Annotated in this window: 1 protein-coding gene; it reads right to left on the bottom strand. The window is 69.4% G+C overall.

Annotation, left to right across the window (positions count from 1 at the left end; genetic code table 11):
- Positions 1-1076 (bottom strand): IS256 family transposase (locus tag KME78_RS65845; RefSeq protein WP_246655210.1); only part of this gene is annotated, 1076 nt, incomplete at both ends.

Below are 1076 nucleotides of genomic sequence, written 5' to 3'. Positions count from 1 at the left end.
GGAGCTGCTCGAGATCAGCCAGCCCCCGATCGGCCAGGCGGTCACCGAGACCGGCAAGCTCCTGGCCGCCCGCAAACTCAAGATCGACCCCACCGTGCTGCGCTTCTCCAGCGCCGGTGCGCTCCGCGACTTCCTGGACAGCAACATCGTCCCGACACGGCCGAACCGGCTGGCGCTGCTCGGAGATCCGGCACTGACCGGGATGAGTCGCCCGGAACTGGCCGCACTGATCGAGCGGCTGTCGCTGCGGCAGGCCGCCGAGGCCGAGCGGCGCAAGCATCGCCAGCGCGGCGGTGACCGGCAGGCCGGCGCCCGCGGAGGCATCTTCCAGGAGAAAATCACCGACGCCGAGCGCGTCCTGGCGGTCATCCTCGGCATGCGCAAAGTCTGCACCTGGCAGGTCGTAGCCGAACTGTTTCAAGTGAGCCGACGAACTATCGGCAACGCCAAGCTCTGGGTTCGCCCGCTGCTGGAGGAGACCGGCTACGCCGTCACCCGATCCGCAACCCGATACTCCAGCGCCGACGCGCTCCTGAACGCCATCACACCGCACCACGACATCCCACGTGTCACAGAATCGACACCTTGATTCTTGACGGCTCCAGTGGGTGCGGCAGCGCTGCCAGGCCGCGCCCGGCAGGGCGGCGCCGATCGCCTCGACCAGCCCGCGGTGGGCGTCGGAGACGACCAGCTGGACACCGGACAGGCCGCGAGCGACCAGGCCGCGCAGGAAGGCCAGCCAGCCGGCGCCGTCCTCGGCGCTGGTGACGTCCAGGCCGAGGACCTCGCGCTGGCCGTTGGCGTTGACGCCGGTGGCCACCAGGGCGTGCACGTTGATCGTGCGCCCACCCTCGCGCACCTTCTGCGTCAAGGCGTCCAGCCACACGAAGGTGTACGGGCCGGCGTCCAACGCCCGCGTCCGGAACGCCTCCACCTGCTCATCCAGCGTCTTGGCCATCTGCGAGACCTGGCTCTTGGAGATGTGCTTGATGCCGAGCTGCTCGACCAGCTTGTCCACCCGCCGCGTCGACACCCCCAGCAGGTAGCTGGTGGCGACCACGCTGATCAGCGCCTGC

The sequence above is a fragment of the Nonomuraea guangzhouensis genome (genome assembly GCF_019396345.1).
Classification (GTDB): domain Bacteria; phylum Actinomycetota; class Actinomycetes; order Streptosporangiales; family Streptosporangiaceae; genus Nonomuraea; species Nonomuraea guangzhouensis.
The sequence above is the reverse complement of the archived record's forward strand: the minus strand, read 5'-3'. Positions and strand labels throughout refer to the sequence as shown.